This is a genomic window from Pseudoalteromonas sp. S1609 (assembly GCF_005887255.1).
GTDB lineage: Bacteria > Pseudomonadota > Gammaproteobacteria > Enterobacterales > Alteromonadaceae > Pseudoalteromonas.
Genome location: NZ_PNDJ01000004.1, coordinates 12,092 through 32,282, shown reverse-complemented (window position 1 = coordinate 32,282; position 20,191 = coordinate 12,092). Strand labels below are relative to the sequence as shown.

The 20,191-nt window shown below is 41.1% G+C and carries 21 protein-coding genes; 6 read left to right on the top strand and 15 right to left on the bottom strand.

Features of this window, described 5'->3' with window-relative positions; all coding sequences use genetic code 11:
* The first annotated feature begins 11 nt into the window (after window positions 1-11).
* Window positions 12-887: a glycosyltransferase family protein gene (locus CWB76_RS01165; protein ID WP_138604996.1), complete on the top strand. Its 876-nt coding sequence runs from the start codon at window positions 12-14 to the stop codon at window positions 885-887.
* 44 nt (window positions 888-931) lie between these two features.
* Entirely contained in the window at window positions 932-2,005 is a 1,074-nt protein-coding gene (locus CWB76_RS01160; protein WP_138604995.1) for a phosphotransferase enzyme family protein, read from the top strand.
* A 110-nt stretch (window positions 2,006-2,115) separates the two neighbouring features.
* Here the strand turns inward: CWB76_RS01160 and CWB76_RS01155 are convergent, their stop codons facing one another.
* The 14 genes from CWB76_RS01155 to leuS form a co-directional block, all read right to left on the bottom strand.
* A complete protein-coding gene (locus CWB76_RS01155) occupies window positions 2,116-2,355 on the bottom strand; it encodes an RNA recognition motif domain-containing protein (RefSeq protein WP_008109433.1) in 240 nt (79 codons plus the stop codon).
* A gap of 138 nt (window positions 2,356-2,493) precedes the next feature.
* The gene (lipA, locus tag CWB76_RS01150) at window positions 2,494-3,459 is read right to left on the bottom strand and encodes a lipoyl synthase (protein ID WP_138604994.1); all 966 of its coding nucleotides are present in this window, start codon (window positions 3,457-3,459) and stop codon (window positions 2,494-2,496) included.
* Window positions 3,456-4,109, bottom strand: coding sequence for a lipoyl(octanoyl) transferase LipB (lipB, locus tag CWB76_RS01145; protein WP_008109436.1), 654 nt, complete (start codon window positions 4,107-4,109; stop codon window positions 3,456-3,458). Before lipB ends, lipA begins: the two co-directional genes overlap by 4 nt.
* 19 nt (window positions 4,110-4,128) lie before the next feature.
* A complete protein-coding gene (gene ybeD, locus CWB76_RS01140; RefSeq protein WP_008109437.1) occupies window positions 4,129-4,407 on the bottom strand; it encodes a DUF493 family protein YbeD in 279 nt (92 codons plus the stop codon).
* A gap of 209 nt (window positions 4,408-4,616) precedes the next feature.
* Window positions 4,617-5,777, bottom strand: a complete 1,161-nt coding sequence (locus CWB76_RS01135) for a serine hydrolase (protein ID WP_138604993.1) — start codon at window positions 5,775-5,777, stop codon at window positions 4,617-4,619.
* Between the two features lie 54 nt (window positions 5,778-5,831).
* Window positions 5,832-6,593: a septal ring lytic transglycosylase RlpA family protein gene (locus tag CWB76_RS01130; protein WP_138604992.1), complete on the bottom strand. Its 762-nt coding sequence runs from the start codon at window positions 6,591-6,593 to the stop codon at window positions 5,832-5,834.
* Window positions 6,593-7,699 (bottom strand): rod shape-determining protein RodA, encoded by a 1,107-nt coding sequence (gene rodA / locus CWB76_RS01125; RefSeq protein ID WP_138604991.1) that lies wholly within the window; start codon window positions 7,697-7,699, stop codon window positions 6,593-6,595. The genes CWB76_RS01130 and rodA overlap by 1 nt, the downstream gene beginning before the upstream one ends.
* Window positions 7,696-9,576, bottom strand: coding sequence for a penicillin-binding protein 2 (mrdA, locus tag CWB76_RS01120; RefSeq protein ID WP_138604990.1), 1,881 nt, complete (start codon window positions 9,574-9,576; stop codon window positions 7,696-7,698). The genes rodA and mrdA overlap by 4 nt, the downstream gene beginning before the upstream one ends.
* Before the next feature lie 9 nt (window positions 9,577-9,585).
* On the bottom strand, window positions 9,586-10,056 hold the full coding sequence (gene rlmH / locus CWB76_RS01115) for a 23S rRNA (pseudouridine(1915)-N(3))-methyltransferase RlmH (RefSeq protein ID WP_138604989.1): 471 nt from the start codon (window positions 10,054-10,056) through the stop codon (window positions 9,586-9,588).
* 37 nt (window positions 10,057-10,093) lie between these two features.
* Window positions 10,094-10,411, bottom strand: a complete 318-nt coding sequence (gene rsfS / locus CWB76_RS01110; RefSeq protein ID WP_010388304.1) for a ribosome silencing factor — start codon at window positions 10,409-10,411, stop codon at window positions 10,094-10,096.
* 62 nt (window positions 10,412-10,473) lie between these two features.
* Window positions 10,474-11,103 carry a nicotinate-nucleotide adenylyltransferase gene (gene nadD, locus CWB76_RS01105; RefSeq protein WP_138604988.1) on the bottom strand — a complete coding sequence of 210 codons (630 nt, stop codon included), beginning with the start codon at window positions 11,101-11,103 and terminating at the stop codon, window positions 10,474-10,476.
* A 12-nt stretch (window positions 11,104-11,115) separates the two neighbouring features.
* The gene (holA, locus tag CWB76_RS01100; protein ID WP_055012799.1) at window positions 11,116-12,156 is read right to left on the bottom strand and encodes a DNA polymerase III subunit delta; all 1,041 of its coding nucleotides are present in this window, start codon (window positions 12,154-12,156) and stop codon (window positions 11,116-11,118) included.
* Entirely contained in the window at window positions 12,156-12,647 is a 492-nt protein-coding gene (locus CWB76_RS01095) for an LPS-assembly lipoprotein LptE (protein WP_010388311.1), read from the bottom strand. The genes holA and CWB76_RS01095 overlap by 1 nt, the downstream gene beginning before the upstream one ends.
* A gap of 1 nt (window position 12,648) precedes the next feature.
* Window positions 12,649-15,237 carry a leucine--tRNA ligase gene (gene leuS, locus CWB76_RS01090; RefSeq protein WP_138604987.1) on the bottom strand — a complete coding sequence of 863 codons (2,589 nt, stop codon included), beginning with the start codon at window positions 15,235-15,237 and terminating at the stop codon, window positions 12,649-12,651.
* A 185-nt stretch (window positions 15,238-15,422) separates the two neighbouring features.
* On the opposite strand from leuS, the gene CWB76_RS01085 reads away from it, so the two are divergent.
* From CWB76_RS01085 to CWB76_RS01070, 4 genes are all read left to right on the top strand, one after another.
* Window positions 15,423-15,881 carry a zinc ribbon-containing protein gene (locus tag CWB76_RS01085; RefSeq protein ID WP_138604986.1) on the top strand — a complete coding sequence of 153 codons (459 nt, stop codon included), beginning with the start codon at window positions 15,423-15,425 and terminating at the stop codon, window positions 15,879-15,881.
* Window positions 15,882-15,957: 76 nt separating this feature from the next.
* Window positions 15,958-18,387, top strand: a complete 2,430-nt coding sequence (locus CWB76_RS01080; RefSeq protein ID WP_138604985.1) for a Lon protease family protein — start codon at window positions 15,958-15,960, stop codon at window positions 18,385-18,387.
* On the top strand, window positions 18,384-18,860 hold the full coding sequence (gene bamJ, locus CWB76_RS01075) for a BamJ family beta-barrel-assembly machinery protein (RefSeq protein WP_138604984.1): 477 nt from the start codon (window positions 18,384-18,386) through the stop codon (window positions 18,858-18,860). The genes CWB76_RS01080 and bamJ overlap by 4 nt, the downstream gene beginning before the upstream one ends.
* A 140-nt stretch (window positions 18,861-19,000) precedes the next feature.
* Entirely contained in the window at window positions 19,001-19,513 is a 513-nt protein-coding gene (locus CWB76_RS01070) for a hypothetical protein (RefSeq protein WP_138604983.1), read from the top strand.
* A 56-nt stretch (window positions 19,514-19,569) separates the two neighbouring features.
* Here the strand turns inward: CWB76_RS01070 and CWB76_RS01065 are convergent, their stop codons facing one another.
* Complete coding sequence (locus CWB76_RS01065) at window positions 19,570-20,094, bottom strand: CIA30 family protein (protein WP_138604982.1); 525 nt, start codon at window positions 20,092-20,094, stop codon at window positions 19,570-19,572.
* Window positions 20,095-20,191 lie beyond the last annotated feature (97 nt).

The following is a 20,191-nucleotide window of genomic DNA, read 5'->3' as shown; positions in this document are numbered from 1 at the left end:
GCAGACTCTAAATGAAAAAATATAAACTGAGTTTAATTGTGCTTGCAGGTGGCTTAGGTAGTCGCTTTGGTGGCAATAAACAAATTGCAGAAATTCCAGGGCTAAATTGCACTATTATGGAGCTGAGTATTATTGATGCGCATGCTGCAGGCGTGACGCAGGTGGTGCTGATCATAAACCAAGCGGTACGCAGTGAAATAGAGCGTACTATTTTGCCCCGATTACCTAGTGATATTGATGTGGTGCTGGTGGAGCAACACATTGAAAAGGTGCCCGAACAATTTAAAGCAACACTTTGCCAGCGAGTAAAGCCTTGGGGCACAGGTCATGCTCTGTTGTGTGCCAAAGCCCACATTAATAACCCCGCTATTGTGATCACTGCCGATGACTATTATGGCAAATCTTCGTTTGTATTACTGAGTGAGCACTTTAAAAGAAGCGCTGAATGGGCAATGGTAGGGTATCCGATTATTGATACTCTTTCTGAGCACGGTGGTGTTAATCGTGGGGTATGTAAAATTGCGGATGGAAAGCTTGTTGCCGTAACCGAGTATTTGAATATTCAACAACAGTCTGAGCATATTTTTGGCGATAACCCACAGGGTTTACGTGATAAAATTAGCCCAAACTCCCTAGGCTCGATGAGTTTTTGGGGGATCACCCCCTGCTTTTTTGACTATTTGCAACAAGGCTTTGAAACGTTTTTACAGCAATATAACGTGAATACTCAGCAAGAGTACTTCTTACCTGATCAAATCCAGAAAGCTATTAATGTAAAAGCACAGCCTGTATTTGTATACACTGCAAAAGAGCCTTGGTTTGGTGTTACCTATAAATCAGAACTGACAACCATTGCGGCTACTTTGTGCGCATTACGTCAAGCGTAGCTATTAAATTATTGTCGCCTTGGGCGAAAAGAGTGAAGTAGAAAATGAATACAGTTCCTATAGAAGTTTATTTATCTGAGAGTTTTGGCCTTGACGAGAAGCATGCGAGCATAAAACCCATAGGCAGTGGGCATATAAATACTACTATGTTATTAAGTACTTCGAAGCGGTCACTGGTTGTACAAAAGCTCAATACGGTGGTGTTTCCAAAACCACAGTTACTTGTTGATAATGCGCGATTAATAGAGCAACACTTAAGTAAAAAACAACAAGCAGGTGAATTCAATCTAGCAATAGTACGCCATGTAGCGACGACTCAGAATGACTATTTAGTTAATAATGATGATGATACTTGGCGAGCACTTGAGTTTATTGGTGGCAGTTATAGTGAAGATGTGGTTAATACTGCTAGCCAGGCACAAACAGCGGCCAATGCATTTGGCCAATTTGCGCAAGCGCTACAAGACTTTGACGCGAACAATTTACATGCGGTTATTCCTAATTTTCATAACTTGGCCATGCGTGCAGAAGTTTTCAAGCAAGTTGTTAGCACCGATCCTCATAAACGTTTGGCTCATTGTCAGGAAGAGGTTGATTTTTGCCTGTCGCAGCTTTCACTTATCGATGAGCTTAATGCCCTTGAGGGAAAAGTGCCTATTCGTGTGTGCCATAACGATACTAAAATAAACAACATGCTATTTTGCTTAGACTCTAATAATGCAAAAGCGGTGATAGATTTAGATACCTGTATGCCTGGTTATTGGCTTAACGATTTTGGTGATATGGTCAGAACATTTTGCTCTGCAGAGCAAGAAGATTCAACGGCGCTTGAAAAGGTAGGTGTTCGTGAAGATATTTTTGCAGCGATTGTTAAAGGCTATGTTGAGCCCTTAAAGGCGGTATTGACGCCCGCCGAGAAACAAAGCTTTTGGTTAGGTGCTAAAGTGATGCCCTTTATGATTGGCTTACGATTTTTAACTGATTATATAGATGGTGATAATTACTTTAGCGTTAAACATAAGAGACACAACTTAGATCGCGCAAAAAACCAATTTGCCTTATACAAGGATATAGTAAGTAAGCAGCAGGTCTTAAAAGGGATTTTGACTCAGGTATAAACCCAATTAATTATATTGCTCAAAGCGTCATAACTAAAACTTTGAGCAATATAAATTGAGGTTAAATATTGAAAGTATGTGTTAACTTGCAACACCTCAATTTTTACTTATTAAGCATCCGCTAGTTTTACACGGATTTTGCTTTTGTCTACTGTGGTTTGATTAAGCGCTTTAATTGCGCCTTTAACTTCAATGTCATTAGGCATTTCTACAAAGGCAAAGCCTTTAGATTGGCCTGTTTCTTTATCGAGTACCAAGTTACAGGTGGTCACTTTACCGTGAGCCGTAAATAACGTACGAAGTTCATGCTCAGTAGTGGCACGTGATAAGTTACGAACTAATAATTTCATATATAACCTAAATAATGGGTTCAAGCATAATTATCTCAAGTAACCTTGCTTTAACCTAACGTTATTTTATAAACAGTAAAAATAACTGCTAAAAAACAAAAAACCGCCTAATGGCGGTTTTTTATACATTGCGAGAGATTACTTTACTTCTTTACCTGCCGCTTGTTGATCTGCATGATAGCTTGAACGTACAAACGGGCCTGAAGCGGCGTGTGTAAAGCCAATTTCATCAGCATATTCTTTTAATGCGTCAAATTCAGCTGGTGGCACGTAACGCTTAACGGGTAAGTGGTGCTTAGACGGTTGTAGGTATTGCCCTACAGTAAGCATATCAACGTCATGAGCACGTAAATCGCGAAGTACTTCCTCGATTTCGCTAATTTCTTCACCAAGGCCAACCATTAAGCCTGATTTTGTTTTAACCTCAGGGTGGGCTTCTTTAAAGCGACGTAATAATTCAAGAGACCATTTATAGTCAGCACCCGGGCGCGCAAGTTTGTATAAACGTGGCGCCGTTTCTAAGTTGTGATTAAATACATCTGGCGGCGTTTCAATTAAAATTTCTAACGCTCTGTCCATACGGCCACGAAAATCGGGCACTAAAATCTCAATGGTAATTTCTGGATTATGCTTACGAATTTCGCGGATACAATCAGCAAAGTGCTGAGCACCACCGTCACGTAAATCATCACGGTCTACAGAAGTAATAACTACATAGCTTAACTTCATGTCTTTAATGGTCAGTGCCAGCTTTTCAGGCTCAGCGGCATCAGGTTTTAATGGGCGACCATGTGCAACGTCACAAAATGGACAACGACGTGTACAAATAGCCCCTAAAATCATAAAGGTCGCTGTACCGTGGTTAAAACACTCTGATAAGTTAGGACACGAAGCTTCTTCACATACAGAGTGAAGGCCATGCTTACGCATTGCTTGTTTTATGCCGTCAATTCGCTCGGTTGACTTAGGTAAGCGAATTTTAAGCCACTCTGGCTTACGGAGCATTTCGGTTTTTTCTGTTGGTAAAACTTTAACGGGGATCAACGCCATTTTTTCTGCGTCGCGTAGTTTTACACCTGGTTCCATTTTGACTGGTTTATTCATTCGTTTTCAAACCCTTCAGTATGCTTAACCTGTGTTGCATTAAGCTTCTTGATCATGTGTTTTACCAGCCCTTCACCTGCAGCTTCAAGGTTTTGAGGGCCATTTAGTTCTTTAGTTTGCACCATATTCATGCCCGCATAACCACATGGGTTGATGCGTAAAAATGGACTTAGATCCATATTAACATTTAATGCCAAGCCATGAAATGAGCAGCCACGACGAACTCGTAAACCTAAAGAAGCAATTTTACTGTCGTTAACGTAAACACCAGGAGCATCCGCTTTCGCGTATGCATCTATGGCGAACTCTGCAAGGGATTCAATGATGCACTCTTCAAGCCAAGTAACTAGCTCTCGCACCCCAATTTTTAAACGACGTAAATTAAATAATACATACATCATTTGCTGACCAGGGCCGTGGTAAGTCACCTGTCCACCGCGGTCAACTTTAATCACTTCTATGTCACCTGGGGCGAGTAAGTGCTCATCTTTACCGGCTTGGCCTTGGGTAAATACACTTTCATGCTCTACCAACCAAATTTCATCTGGCGTATTTTCATCACGGGTGTCGGTAAAGTCTTGCATTTTTTGCCAAATCGGCATGTAACGCTGACGACCCAGTTGGCGTACGATTAGGGTGTTTTCGCTCACAACAAATCTCAACTATAGCTTAAAGCATATGGCGCACGTCATCGATATTGCTGATCACGTTGTAAATTTCTTCAATGTGTTTGCCGCTTGTTACTGTGGCTACTAAAGTGACTGACTCATAGTTACCTTTACTGCTCGGTTTTACTTTTGGCGCATAATCACCCGGGGCGATAGGTTGTAACTTTTCTAAAATTTGATCAGTTAAGTTTACGTTTGCTAAACCCATAATTTTAAATGTAAACGGGCAAGGGTACTCTAGGTACTCATCAAATTTAGTGTTTTTAACAGGTTCAACCACGACGGGAACTCCTCAAACAAAAGTGTTGGCTCAACTTATACGTTAAGCTTAGAACTGAAAGGCTAATGACAATCTTGAAATGATGTTACTTTTGACCTAAGCCAACGATAGTCATTCAATACGATTGGTATATATGGGGCGCATTCTAGCACTTTTCAAGCAAAAAAAAACGCCTCACAGAAGAGGCGTTCATATTACTTTACTCGTGCTTACATTATTTGTAAGCGTAAGTAGTCATATATTTTACTGAAGAAGCTACCTTCTTGTATTTCTTCAAGTGTAACTAGCGGATATTGTGCAATATCTTCGCCTTCAAGTTGTAAAAACAGCGTGCCTACTTTAGTGCCTTTAGCTAAAGGTGCTTCGAGCGTATCGTCAAGCTCAAAGTTTGCTTTCAGGTTTTTATGTTGGCCACGAGGGATTGTAATAGGGGTGTCTTCTAAAATACCTAAAGAGACATTCTCTTTGTTACCCATCCAGATGCGTTGCTCTGCAAAACTATCGCCCGCTTTGTAAGGCGTAATTGTTTCAAAAAAGCGGAAACCGTAGTTAAGCAGTTTTTTACTTTCAACTTTACGCGCACGCTCACTTGAAGTACCCATAACTACCGCAATTAAACGCATGTCATTTTTTGTTGCCGAGGTGACTAAGCTGTAACCCGCATCAGATGTATGGCCTGTTTTAATACCATCAACATCTAAGCTTTCATCCCATAACAACGAGTTACGGTTATATTGCTTTATACCATTAAAAGTAAAAGATTTTTCTTTATATAGGGCGTATTCATCCGGCACATCTTTGATTAAGGCTGCACCAAGTGTGGCCATATCGCGTGGCGTTGTGTAGTGCTCGTCTGTATCAAGACCGTGACTATTAATAAAGTGAGTATTTGTCATGCCTATCTTTTCAGCATGGGCATTCATTAAATCTGCAAAGGCACTTTCGCTGCCTGCAATATGCTCAGCCATAGCAACACAGGCATCATTACCCGATTGTACAATAATACCGTGATTAAGATCATCTACGCTAACTTGCTTACCCACTTCAATAAACATTTTAGATGATTCAGGAAAGTTTTTTGCCCATGCTTTTTCGCTAATAGTCACCATATCGGTAGGTGCGATATTACCTGCATTAATCTCTGTACCAATTACGTAACTAGTCATCATTTTAGTTAAGCTAGCAGGAGCAAGTTTTGTATCAGCTTCACCTTCTGCAATAACTTTACCTGTGGTGAAATCCACCAAAAAGTAACCTTTAGCATTAACTTGAGGGGGGGCTGGAATAATTTGTGCGGTGGCTGAAAAGACGGCGGCAGAACAGACTAAGCCGCAAACACCAGTAAGAATTTTATGTTTAATAGATTTCATCATACTCATTAATGGTTAAAGTTAAAAATATGCATTCTCCCTATTCTAAAGGGCTTACTGAGTGTAAAGCAAGAACGCGTTCTGAAATTGATTTTGTTTTAATGTTTCTAATACTTGTTGCGCGTGTTGGGCATCTTTTATCGGCCCTAAGTGCAATCTATAAATAGCGTCTTTTTCGACGATATTTGTTGGTAATTTATACTGCTCTCGTAGTGTGTGTGCCAATGCTTCTATGTTGGCTAAGGTACTGCCGGCTGCTACTTGAACATAGGTTTTTCGTGCACGGGTATCTGCGAGGGTAATCGCTTCAAGCTTAACCTTTGCTGTACCGTATTTATGGTAGCCAAGTTTATAGGCAGCAGCATAGGAAAGATCAATGATTCTATCATCATGAAAGGGCCCACGATCATTAACCCGTACTATAACAGATTGGCCATTGGCTGTATTTGTTACGCGTACAAAACTCGGTAATGGTAAGGTTTTATGGGCTGCCGTCATAGCAAACATATCGTAAACTTCGCCGTTAGAGGTATGATAACCATGAAACTTTCGGCCATACCATGAAGCAATGCCCGTTTCTGAATAACCGGTTTCATCGAGCATAGGGGTATAACGTTTGCCCAACACTTCGTAAGGGCGTGTGGTGCTCGCGCTTTTTATAACTTTAGTGACAATAGCATCTTGCATTTCTAATTCAGTTGGTGCTCGCAGTGGTGCGGCATCATGACGCATACTATAACGACTACTTGAACTGCTGCACGCACTCAAAAAGAGGCTAACGAGTGTAATAATTATAAGTTGTTTATAAAGGCGCATTATTTTAAGAGCATCCTTTTATCTGTGGCAATCGACATAATAATGCCAAATGCAGCCATTAAGGTAACCATTGAGGTGCCACCATAGCTAATCAATGGTAATGGCACACCTACAACGGGTAACAAGCCCGAAACCATGCCAATGTTTACAAAAATATAAACGAAAAATGTCAGAATGAGTGAGCCCGCGAGTAACTTGCCAAAGGCATCTTGGGCATTAACGGCAATATAAAGTCCGCGACCAATAATGAATAGGTATAGGCTCAGTAAAACACACACACCGAACAGGCCAAACTCCTCACTCAGTACTGAAAAAATAAAATCAGTATGTCTTTCAGGTAAAAATTCTAGTTGTGATTGTGTGCCTTGCAACCAGCCTTTGCCTTCTATACCGCCTGAACCAATCGCTATTTTTGATTGGATTATATGATAGCCAGAACCAAGCGGATCGCTCTCTGGATCTAAAAAGGTCAGTACTCTTTGCTTTTGATAATCGTGCATACCATAGTGCCAAAAAGGCCATGCCGCTAAGGCAATAACAGAGCTTAAGAAGCCAATTAAACGCCAACTCAAGCCAGATAAAAACAACACAAATACACCTGAACTGGCAATCAAAATTGAGGTGCCCAAATCAGGCTGTTCTTTTATAAGTAGAGTAGGTAGCATAACAATGGCAAAACCAATCACTAAATGCAGCGCTCGAGGGGGTAAATGGTTACGGCCAATATACCAAGCCACCATCATAGGAACCGCTAATTTCATCAGCTCTGAGGGTTGAAAGCGGGTGATGCCTAAATCTAACCAGCGTTGCGCACCTTTGGAGCTCACACCAAATAGGAGTACTCCAACCAGCATGAGTAGTCCTAAGCAATACATAGGGATGACTAAGCGTTTTAAAGTTGCTGGAGGGATTTGTGCTAACACAAACATACCAATAATAGCACCAGCCATACGGGTACCGTGGCGCATCATCATTGCAGAGTCTTGGCCAGAGGCACTGTAAACAATTGTGATGCTGCCTGCCATCATTAGTAATAAAGCAATAAAAAGCGGCAAATCAATATGCAAGCGCAGCCAAATAGAACGCTTATCATGTAAAGCCGTCATGGAACTTTACTCCCTGATGATTGAATGGGGTTAGCAGCAAAATAGTAATCCATTAATTGGCGCGCAATTGGGGCACCTACTGAGCTGCCGCCCCCAGTATTTTCTACCACAATAGAGACAACGATTTGAGGGTTATCGTATGGGGCAAAACCGACGTAAATGGCGTTATCACGCTGGCGCTCTTTAAGTGCATCGGCGTCATAGCGCTCGCCTTGAGCAATACTGACCACTTGGGCGGTACCGGTTTTACCTGCTGGGTCGTACGTAGCCCCTTTAAACGCGCGATGTGCTGTACCGGTAGTCTTTTTAACCGTGTTATGCATGGCATCAATAGCAATTCGCCAGTTATCCTCGTTATTAAGAACAACAGGTGGCTTTTCTTCATTATTGAGCTGGGTAATTTGGTCTTCTTTTTTAGCTACTTGCACTAAATGAGGTGGATGATTTATCCCTCTGTTAACTAAAATATTAGTGGCATTAGCTATTTGAATCGGGGTGGCAGTCCAATAACCTTGGCCAATCCCGACAGAAATAGTATCGCCACGCCACCATGACTCTTTAAAACGATCTTCTTTCCACTCTTTTGAGGGTAAAATAGCGGTTGCTTCTTCATGTATATCAATACCTGAAAGTTCACCAAAGCCAAAACGCGCCATAAAGTTACTTATTTTAGTGATCCCCAAACGATACGCTGCATCATAAAAATAAGTATCGCATGACTCTTCTATGGCTTTGTAAACATCAACATGGCCATGGCCCCAACGTCGCCAATCGCGCCATTTATGCTTTACGTTTGGTATTTGAAAAAAACCGGGATCCCACATGGTGGTGGTTTCTTGCACTATATTTTCTTCTAATGCCAAAATAGCCATGTGCGGCTTAATAGTCGATGCTGGTGCATAGCGTCCTTGAGTGGTACGGTTTATAAGCGGGAGATCTGGATTAAGTAGGGCTTTGTAGTCTTTGCTGCTAATACCGTGCACAAATAAATTTGGGTCATAACTTGGGTTTGAATAAAGCGCTAGAACGCCGCCATCTTTTGCATCCATTACCACAATAGCGCCGCGCATATCTTTAAGTGCATGTTGGGCTATTTGTTGTAAACCAATGTCGAGAGTAAGTACTAAATCATCCCCCGGCTGCGGTGGTTCCATGTTTAAGGTGCGAATAATACGGCCACGGTTGTTTACCTCAACTCGCTGTGAGCCGACCTGACCATGTAGTAACGGCTCGTAATATTTTTCGATACCCAGCTTGCCAATATCATGAGTGGCTCTGTAATTGGTGGCTTCACCTTGTTGCTCAAGTTTGTTTAGCTCTTTTCTATTGAGCTTAGCAACGTAGCCTAATGCATGGGTTAAGGTATCGCCAAAGGGATAATATCTCGCTAGGCGCGCTTCAATGCTAAACCCTGGGAATTTATGCTGGTTTACTGAAAACATCGCTACTTCGTTTTCATTTAAACGGGCTTTGAGGACTTGGCTTTTAAAACGTCGAGTATGTTTTATATCATCAAGGAAATCAGCTTGTTGTTGCTCGGTTATTTCAATGATTTTGCTGATAGACTTCAAAGAGGCGGTTAAATCATCAACTTCTTCGGGGATCACTTCAAGGTTATAAACGGGCTTATTTTCGGCCAGTAAAACACCGTTGCGGTCGTAAATAAGTCCGCGATTAGGTGCAATAGGGATTACTTTTATGCGGTTGTCATTAGAGCGAGTTTGGTAATCTTGGTGGTCGTCAACTTGAATGGTGTACAAGTTAGACAATAATATGGCTACTAGGGCTAATATAAATATAAAACCCACAAATGCACGCCGAGCAAATAAATTAGCTTCTGCTGAGTGGTCGCGAATAGTGGGTCTTCGTTTTAGCATGGCAAGAAACTACTCGCGATGATAAGGGTGGTTGTTATTTAAGCTCCAGCCTCTGTAAAGGCTTTCAGCAACAATAATGCGTACTAAAGGGTGTGGGAGCGTTAAATTTGATAACGACCATTTTTGCTCAGAGGCCGCAATACACTCGGGAGCTAAGCCTTCTGGTCCTCCAATCAGTAAACTGACATCGCGACCATCAAGTTGCCACTTTTCCATGTTTTTTGCAAGCTGGTGAGTATCCAGTGGTTTACCAGTTACTTCTAGTGTGACAATACGATTGCCTTTAGGTATAGCGGCTAAGGTTTTTTCACCTTCGATGTGCAAAATACGCTTTATATCTGCGTTTTTGCCACGTTTACCTGCAGGTATTTCGATTAGTTCCAGTGCCATATCTTTGGGAAAGCGGCGCTGATATTCTGCAAAACCTGTTTCTACCCATGCTGGCATTTTTGTACCAACAGCAATCATTTGTATTTTCACGACGTTATTTCCAAGCGTTGTCTAAAATAGGGAGCTATTAGCCCCAAAGCTTTTCTAGATCGTAATAGCTACGTGCTTGATCTTGCATAACGTGAACAATCACATCACCTAAATCAACTAATGCCCATTCGCCATCGCTTTGGCCTTCGTAGCCTAATGGCTCTTCACCAGCGTGACGAGCTTCTTTTGCTAAGTTATCAGCAATTGACAATACATGACGTCTTGATGTGCCTGAACATACAATCATGTAATCGGTTACGTCTGAAGTGCCAGTTACGTCAAGTTGAATCACATCACGTGCTTTCATATCGTCAATTTTGTCTAGTGCAAAAGCGAGTAGTTGTTTCGAATCCAAGGTTTTGTCTCAATTTAAAATTTAATAGCGGTTATTTTAACACGCCGAGGGGTTTATACCAATCACTCTTGATAAAGCTGGTGCTGCTCAATATAGTGACTCACGGTGTCGGGTAATAGTTCACTCTTTTTAATACTTTTTTTAAGAGCTTGACGGATATTACTGGATGCGGCATCCAGTTGCTTACCTTCTAAAAAGTAAAGGTGTCCGCCATTTTTTTCGTTTAGTAGGGAAATATCGTTGCTCATAGCCTGCTGTTTGTAGTTTTTAAGTTCACCTTGTACATCACAGTTTTGACCAGGGCGTTGATACACCACTATATGGCATAGACTCGTTATTATTTGCCACTGATACCATTTATCAAGGTTGTTGAATGAGTCCATTCCAATCAAAAATAGAATCGGGGTATCGGGATTTTCTGCTCTTAGTTCTTGCAAACTTAATAAAGAATACGACGGGCCGCTGCGTTTTAGTTCTCGTAAATCAAGCTTAAACTGCGAATATGGTTTAATTGCGGTTTTAAGCATTGCAATACGATGTTCGGTGCTGATCCCCGGTGCCGCTTTGTGTGCGGGTATTGCACAGGGCATAAAATAGAGTGAGTGTAATTCAAAAGTAGCCACGCATTGCTGCGCCATATTAAGGTGCCCAAAATGAATGGGGTCAAAAGTGCCACCAAAAATTGCAATCATGATATTTTTCCTTTACTGACGGTTAGTATGGCACGGCAGTGGAATATCGAGTGGTTGGCAAAATTTAATACAAATATGTGCTAATGCTTGATAGGGCGCAATCAATACACCTTGTTTGTAGCTTGCATCAAATAATGCCAGTTCACTGCTAATGCTTTCAAGGGTGTGAATATTTAGTCTGTTTATCGCTGTTTGTACCGGCACTTGCTGATTTTTCCAAATCGCTTTTTGCTTAAACAGGGTCGCTAATGACTCACCCTGCAGTAACCCTTGTTGTACACCTATTAAGGTATTTAAATCTTTATTGATGGCCCATAAAATACTCACTACTTCAGTGTTATCACTGGCAAGCTTATTTAATACTTTTATTGCTTGTGAAGTATGGCCGTTTAAAAGAGCATCACTTAAATCAAAAATATCGAATTTAGATTGGTTTAGTAGCCCTTGCATTACCAGTTGCTGGGTAATGAGAGCGTCACCATGTATTAGTGACAGCTTTTCAAGCTCTTGGAAACAAGCCAGTAAATTGCCTTCAGTGGCATTAATTAAACTGAGCTTAGCCTCGTTTTGTAAATTAAGTGACAAGCGTTGGCACTGTTCATCAAGCCAACGTTTTAAGTGATTACCACTAAGCGGATAGCAGGGTACAAATAACCCTTGCTTATCGAGTGCTTTAAACCACGCACCGCGTTGCACATCTTGGCTTGCTTTGGCGCCTTTAACAATTAAAATGGTGTCAGGGTTTTCAAGCTCAACGACCTTTTTAAAGGTGTTTGCGCCGGGTGTACCAGGTTTTTGCTGGTTTAAGTCAAGCTCAATAATTGTACGCGCACTAAATAACGACATACTTTGGTATTGCGCTATGATTTCCTGCCAATCAAAGCCTTGGGCTAAAGTGAATTTAATTACTTCATCAAAACCTTGCGCTTTTGCGCTGTCGCGTATGAGCTGTACACATTGCGCTTCTTGAAAAGGCTCTTCACCAAAAACCAAATAAAAAGGTTTTAACCCCTTTTTTAATTCGCTAGGCAGCTGATTTGCATAACAACGCATTATAGTTGCGACAACTCTCTAACAATTCGACGACTCGCTTGCTGGCGAATTTCGCTGATCAGCAGTTCAAGCTCTTTTGCTTTAGCTAGTGCGTTGTCAGGATCATCTTGGTAATTACGGTAAAGCTCAAAACGTTTTTCAATGGCTTCTTGTTTTGGGCGTTTTACAACATAACTCACACTGTATGCCAGTTCATATTCAGCTACTTGTCCGTTTTGAAACAACGACAAGGTTTGGCGCTCTAGCTGCTCTTTAAATAAATAAAGTTGCGCAGACTGTTTACTCGCAGGGACTAAAGTGACATCGCTCATAGCAAGTTCTGTTTGCAAATAGCTAAACAATGCTGATTTTTGATCATCACCCACCAAGGTTAGCTGTTTTAAATCATTGGGTAGGCTTGATGCTTTTTTAAGGTGAAAGCCACAGCTCGATAACAAAAAACAGACTAGCACTAAGGCTAGTCCGTTTTTAATGGCATTTAAAGTAGCCATATTAGTTAGCTACCACGTTAAGCAATTTACCTGGTACATAAATTACTTTGCGGATTGTTGCACCATCAGTAAATTTAGTGACGTTAGATTCTGCAAACGCGAGTGCTTCTACTTGCTCTTGCGTTGCATCAGCTGCAACCGTTAGTTTTGCACGTAATTTACCGTTTACTTGTACGATGATTAATTTTTCATCTTCAACTAGGGCAGATTCGTCAACTTTTGGCCATGCGGCATCTAAAATATCACCTTCTTTACCTAGCTCTTGCCATAACTGATGCGATAAATGCGGTGTTATTGGTGCTAGCATAATAAGTAATGCTTCTAATGCCTCGTTAGCAATGGCAACATCTTGAGTGTCGTTTAATGGCGCTTTTAATAACTTATTAGACAGCTCCATGATTGCGGCAATCGCAGTGTTGAATGTTTGACGACGTTCAACATCATCGCTCACTTTTGCAATGGCTTTATGTAGCTCACGGCGAAGTACTTTTTGTGGGTTAGTAAGCGACGATTTATCAAGTGCTTGGAAGCCAACCGTTTTAACATCTACCGCGTATTTCCATACACGTTTTAAGAAACGGTGTGCGCCTTCAACCCCTGAATCTGACCATTCAAGCGTTTGCTCCGGTGGTGCAGTAAACATCATAAATAAACGCACGGTATCTGCACCGTATTGAGCAATTACTTCTTGTGGGTCTATGCCGTTATTTTTCGACTTAGACATTTTGCTCATGCCAGATGAGAACACAGGTTCACCATCATCGACGTGCCATGCCTTGGTTACACGGCCTTTGTCGTCGGTTTCGGTATTTACATCACTTGGCGAAATCCATACATCGCCGCCTTTTTCATCTTTACGATAAAATGTTTCGGCAAGTACCATACCTTGACAAAGTAAGCGGTCGAATGGCTCGTCTGAATTTACTAAACCAAAGTCACGTAGTAATTTATGGAAAAAGCGCGAGTACAATAAGTGTAAAATTGCGTGCTCAATACCACCAATGTATTGGTTTACTGGTAACCAATAGTTAGCGGCTGCTGGATCTAACATACCCTCGTCATGACGCGGACTACAGTAGCGAGCGTAATACCATGATGACTCCATAAAGGTGTCAAAAGTATCAGTTTCATGAGTGGCTGGTACACCATTTACAGTTGTTTTAGCCCATTCTGGGTCCGCTTTAATTGGTGAGGTAACGCCATTCATTACCACATCTTCTGGTAAACGCACTGGTAGCATATCTTCAGTGGCAGCAAGCTCATTACCATTCTCATCACTCAGCATTGGAATTGGCGAACCCCAGTAACGCTGACGGCTTACACCCCAATCGCGTAGACGGAAGTTTACTTTACGCTCTCCCACACCTAATGCTTCTAGCTTGTCGGCAACAGCGTTAAAGGCGTTTTCAAAATCAAGGCCATCAAATTCACCTGAGTTTACTAATACCCCTTTTTCGGTGAATGCTTCTTGAGCTAGGTTTACTTCAAGCTCAGAGCCTTCAACTGGCGCAATAACTTGTTTAATATCTAGGCCGTAAGCTGTTGCAAATTCAAAGTCACGTTGGTCGTGCGCAGGTACTGCCATTACCGCACCTGAGCCGTAATGCATTAATACAAAGTTAGCAACCCAAATTGGTAGCTGCTCGCCCGTTAATGGGTGAGTGGCGTAAAAGCCTGTTGCAATACCTTTTTTCTCCATGGTTGCCATGTCTGCTTCAGCAACTTTGGTGTTTTTGCATTCTTCAACAAACATTGCAATCGCGTCGCTATTTTTAGCCGCTTCTTGTGCAATAGGGTGGCCACCAGCAACGGCTAGGTATGTTACGCCCATAAATGTATCTGGGCGTGTAGTGTATACGCTAAATTTTTCGTTGTTATCGGTACGCGTAAATTCTATGTCTAAGCCTTCAGAACGACCAATCCAGTTGCGCTGCATGGTTTTAACTTGTTCAGGCCAGTCTTCTAATTTGTCTAAATCGTCTAATAGCTCTTGTGCGTAGTCGGTAATTTTAATAAACCACTGTGGAATTTCTTTTTGTTCCACTACCGCACCTGAACGCCAACCGCGGCCGTCAATTACTTGCTCGTTAGCTAGTACAGTTTGATCGACCGGATCCCAGTTAACCGTTGACATTTTTTTGTACACTAGGCCTTTTTCGTAAAGCTTAGTGAAAAACCATTGTTCCCATTTGTAATATTCTGGGTGGCAAGTCGCAATTTCGCGATCCCAATCGTAGCCAAAACCTAATTGCTTAAGTTGGTTACGCATGTAGTCAATATTTTCGTAAGTCCACTTTGCAGGGGCTGTTTTATTTTTAATAGCCGCGTTTTCTGCAGGTAAACCAAACGCATCCCAACCCATAGGTTGCATTACGTTTTTGCCTTGCAAGCGCTGGAAGCGAGAAACCACGTCACCAATGGTATAGTTACGCACATGACCCATATGCAGTCGACCACTTGGGTAGGGAAACATTGAGAGACAATAGTATTTTTCTTTGCTCTCATCTTCTGTGGCTTTAAATACTTGGTTTTCTTCCCAGTAGCGTTGGACTTTTGACTCTATGTCTTGTGGGTTATATTGCTCTTGCATTTACGTTTCCAAACTTCTTGCATACTAATAAAAAATTGTCGATAGGATACCCCAAATAAAGCGCTATTCACAGCGTCAAAGCGGCGCTTTTTGTAAAATTGCGAGTAAATTAGTTTTCAGTACAGGTTAACCTATACTTATCTATGATATAGAGTAAATCAGTAGACGTTTTCAAGGAGTATAAAATGGCAGATTACAGAACATGGCTTAGTGATTTATCCGATTGGTTAAAAGATGTGAAAGAGCATGAAGTTAAAGCCGCAGTAAAGCGATTTATTGAATCTGAGCAGGCACTTAAAGATTTAGGTGAAGAAAAATACCAGCTTTATCGTAATTACTTAATGCGTGACATTTCTCACCTACAAGAAAATAATAGCTACTATAATTCGCTTGCATGGCAGGAGCTTAAGGAGTCATTGTGGTTTGAGCTTTCTCACATTGAAGACAAAACACAGCTTGAATGGCAGTCATTAAGTGAAGATTTTAAGCATAATGGCGTTTATCACGCAGGTGAATGGATAGCCATGGGCACATTAGTATGTAAGAATTGCAACCATAGTTATGATGTTTACCATGCAACGCAAATTATTCCTTGCACGCAGTGTGATGGCATCTATTTTAGCCGCCAGGCTTTACAACCCTAAATATAAGTATTGAGTGGCTGTAGGCCACTCAATATGCCCAAATCTAGCAATTAAGCTGGTAAAAAAAGAAGTTAGAATGACGAAAAAACTGCTGCCACTACCCGTATCAAATCTTGCACCGAGTATTTCTTCGAGCCATGTAAACACTTGCATGAGCAATCCATACCCTGAGCAACTTACCTTTATAGGCCAACAACGTGCGCAAAGTGCATTGGACTTCTCTTTAGGAATGGACCTACCTGGTTATAATGTTTACGTAATGGGAGAGGCGGCACACGGGCGTTTTACCTTAGTAAAAGACAAATTAAAACAACACGCTAAAGAGCGCACAACACCGCATGAGTGGCTGTATGTTAATAACTACGATGATCACCGTGAGCCTATTGCGTTATTTATGCATGCAGGGCAAAGCAAACAATTAGCCGATGATATTGACTCATTTATTGATGAAGTACTCGACACCTTTCCTGCTGCATTTGATAACCCAGCTTATCAGCGCAAGAAAAAATCGATAGACCGCGAGTTTAACGATGCTTACGACGGCGCCATTACCGCGGTAGAAATAGCCGCGCTTGAGCAAAGTGTGGCATTAATCGAAGAAAAAGGCGTAGTCGGCTTTGCCCCGCTGATTGATGGCAAGCAACTTACCGATAATGAATTTTCTGATTTGGAAGATGATTTACGCGAAATGTTTTTTGAGCGTATAGAAAAATTAGAAGATGCCCTCATTGAAGCGCTTATTGAGTTACCGCGCTGGAAACGTGAATCTAAAGAAAAGCTTCGCAATCTTAAAAAGTCTACCGCTGAGCAAGCCACTAAACCGTTATTAAAAGATTTAGAACATAAATACGCCAGCCATATTGGTGTGCTGCGTTATTTAAAAGATATACGTGTAGAAATTATTGATGCCGTGCTTGAATGGCTTGATGATGAAGGTGAAAGCGAAGAAAACAAAGAAGACTTTGACCGTAAAGGTATGCTTACCGACTTTTTTGCACCTAATATTTTAGTTGAATATAAAGAGGGCGATGCAGCACCGGTTGTGTATGAACCTAATCCAACCTTTGGTAATATTTTTGGCAAAATTGAATATGCCACATCGCAAGGGTCGTTAATTACCAGCTATCGATCAATTCAACCTGGTGCATTGCACCGCGCGAATGGCGGCTATTTAATTATGGATGCTGAAAAAGTAATGGCTCAACCCCAAGTGTGGGATGGGCTAAAGCTGTCGCTAAAAACCCATCAAATTAAAAATGACTTACCTTATCAAGACAGTGTCGTTGGTAGTAGCTTTACACTTCGACCGCAGTTAATACCGCTTGATGTAAAAATTATTTTACTTGGCTCACGTGAACTTTATTACTCCATCGGTGAATACGACGAGGAATTTGCTGAGTTATTTAGAGTACTTGCCGATTTTGATTATTACTTACCAAGTAGCGATAAGTTGCAGTATCAGTTTATTACTAAAGTCAGTGATTACTGCGAGCAAACATTAAAGTGCACGTTAAACGAAGCCGCAATGGTGCGATTACTTAAATTTAGTTATCGCCAAGCAGAGCACCATAATAAGTTATCAGCACGTTTTGCTGATGTGTTAGAGCTTGTGGCTGAGGCCAGTTTTTACGCTAAGCAAGACAAGCTAACGGTGATTGATGCACGCCATATTGACGAAGCCATACAAGGCAAGCAGTACCGTACGGGGCAAATTAGCGAAAACATGCTCAGCGATATAAAGGAAGGGCATACTTTAATAGCTACTGAAGGCCAAGCCGTAGGTAAAGTAAATGGTTTGACTGTACTACACATTGGTGACACCTCATTTGGCACACCTGCACGTATTACTGCTACCGTTTATGCGGGCGCCGATGGCGTAATTGATGTGGAACGCGAAGCTGAGTTGGGTAAAGCAATTCACTCAAAAGGGGTAATGCTGCTTACCGGTTATTTAGGTAACAAATACGCGCAACACTTTAGTTTAACACTCAGTGCGAATATCGCTATTGAACAAAGTTATGGCTACATAGATGGTGATAGCGCCTCTCTTGCTGAACTTTGTGCGCTCATTTCGGCCATTACGAGCTTACCTATCAGTCAGTCTATTGCTCTAACCGGCTCAATTAACCAACATGGTGATGTGCAGGCCATTGGTGGTGTAAACGAGAAAATAGAAGGCTTCTTTAAGCTATGTAAAATGCGCGGCTTAACGGGTGAGCAAGGGGTTATTATTCCTAAATCGAACCAAGTTAATTTGGTGCTTGATGACGAAATACTCAATGCCGTTGAGTTAGGTAAGTTTAATATTTATGCTGTGGAAACCGTTGACCAAGCATTAAACTTATTAATGGATATTGAAGCGGGTGATATGGTTGATGAACACTACCCAGAAGATTCGGTTAATGGCATCGCATTAGCGCGATTAAAAGACATTGCTGATATTGTTAATGGCGATAACAGCGACGAAAAAGACCACGACTCAGAAGATGAAAAAGGGGAGTTATGATCAATATAATTTTACTGATTGTTATCGCTATTTTTTGCGTTTTAATTTTTAAAAACAGTAAAAAAGCCAAGCAGCAAGCAATCGCAAACGCACAGATTGAAAGTGATTATTTAATTGCCAATGTAAAAGCTGAAGGCGTACATGAAACGGCTTCTGGCTTGCAATATAAAATAATCCATAAAGGACAGAGCGAAAATACACCTAGCCCAACGAGTATGGTTAAAGTGCATTATCATGGCACTTTAATCGACGGCACTGTATTTGACAGCTCAGTGGAGCGCAAAACTCCGATTAGCTTTGGTTTGCACCAAGTTATAAAAGGTTGGACAGAAGGCCTACAACTGATGAGCCCGGGGGATAAATTTCAGTTTTATATACCGCATCAGCTCGCCTATGGTGAAAAGCGAGTAGGGAGTATTCCTCCTGCATCATTGCTTATTTTTGAGGTGGAATTACTGGCTATAGAGTCGTAATTTTAAGGTAAAAAATACTTTAAGCCCTGCTTTAATCAAGTAGGGCTTTTTTATTTGCTCTTATCAGTCAATCCTACTCAAGAATTTAAAATATCAGTCGATACCTAAAATAGTGACAAATTCATTTTAGGGATAAAATAATGAAGATTTCAACCGCCTCAATTCAATATCAAGCATCTAATTATAACAATCAGCCTTTAATAGAATCAGAACAGCAACACATTGATGATAAATCAGAGGAAGAGCCTGACTATGTTTTATCAGAGTTTTTAGATGCTAAGGTTCAAAAATACAGCGAAGATAACGCAACATTTGCTGAGCAATATCAAAATTTAGAAAAGGCATATAAATATTTCACCCAGCAAGTGGTTGCATTGCAAGAGCAAGTAAATAAGCTTAAGCAGAGTACGGTACAACGCAGTTTAACCATTGATAATAGCCAATATGGGCCAGCTGAAGACGATAGTCGCTTAACTATGGATGCTGAGCATATGGGAGCTAAAAAGTATAAAACCGAGCAACAACAAGAAGAGATAAATAGATTGGAGCTGCAACTTAGTGAGGTAAAGTCTCAGCAGGCAGCAATAAAACAACAAATTATTGAGCTAGTAATCAACGAAATGAAAAGGCGAGGCGACGACTTTACTATTTAACCAAAGTCTAACTGTATTAGTTCAGGTTATTTAACCTTGTAATGTACGCAGAAAAGTTAGTTTTTAAACTCAATTTTTTCAACCTCAAGCCTAAATTCTCCCGCCTGTTTACCTGCAATCATAAACCCAAGCTGCCTTACATCTTTAAAGTTAATTGTAGGTTGTTGTTCAAGTAAGCGGCCGCGATAAGTAAGCTGAAAATCCTCAGGTAAAAACTCAATATTAAGCCACTCGCTCTTTGTGGTACTAAACGAGCGGGTATAAGCCGCCCCATCCATGTACTCATTAGTTCTTAAACGTAATTGGTAGGTTTGACCATCGCCCTTAACACGCAGCACTATTTTAGTAATGTTTTGGTTTTTTACATCTAATAGCGTTCGGATAGAAGCAAACCCTCCATTGTTTGCAAGCGATACGTTGCCTGTAAACACTAAATTGCCGTCATTTTGTAAAACCTGACTATTAGAAATGCCACCCATCACCGAATCATTAACCACATACCAGCGAGCATTGGCATTTGCCTCGGTGGTGGCAAACAGTAAGTTAAAAACAAAAAGTGATGAGAGTTGTTTGGCGGTCATGAGTAATTCCTTAAAACCATTATTAACAGTAATACGTTTTGATGTAATAATTGTTCACTTGATTATTTTAATACTGGGATAAGGTAATCCTTGATTA